Source organism: Streptomyces sp. SID14436, from assembly GCF_010548465.1.
Lineage (GTDB): Bacteria > Actinomycetota > Actinomycetes > Streptomycetales > Streptomycetaceae > Streptomyces.
The window spans coordinates 1-470 of the sequence record NZ_JAAGMD010000257.1; the positions used below are offsets into that span (position 1 = coordinate 1).

The following is a 470-nucleotide window of genomic DNA, read 5'->3' on the forward strand; positions in this document are numbered from 1 at the left end:
GTCGTGGGTGACCAGCAGGGTGGCGGCGGCGCCCGCGACGCTGCCGGTGCCGGCGTTGGCCGCGTATTCCTGGGCCGGTGTCACCCGCAGCGGCGGGCGGACGCCCTCGGGCGGGGGCAGGCTGGTGCGCTGCTCCCGGCAGAGGTCGTCGTGCAGGGCCTCGAAGGCGGCGGCCCTGGCCGTCGCCTCGGCCAGCTGGCCGGCGCGCAGCAGTCCGTCGAGGACGAGGGACACCGGGGACTGGCCCGCGCCGTGCGCGGCGGCGTTGGCGGCGGCCAGGACGAGTTCCATGCCGCTCCTGCCGAGCCGGCGCCGCAGCATCGCCTTGAACCGGGGGTTCTCGCGCAGCAGGGTGACGGTGGCGGTGACGGTCTTCGGGGTGCGGGGCAGGCGCAGGGACCGGCCGGCCAGGGCTCCGGCGGCGCCGGCCGCGTTCAGCAGCAGTGCGGCGGCGGCGACGCGGACCTCGC

General features: G+C 78.5%; 1 pseudogene. It reads right to left on the reverse strand.

Going from position 1 to position 470, the window contains the following annotated elements:
* Positions 1-470 (reverse strand): annotated as a pseudogene (locus G3I53_RS09185) (cation-translocating P-type ATPase); the annotation flags it as partial.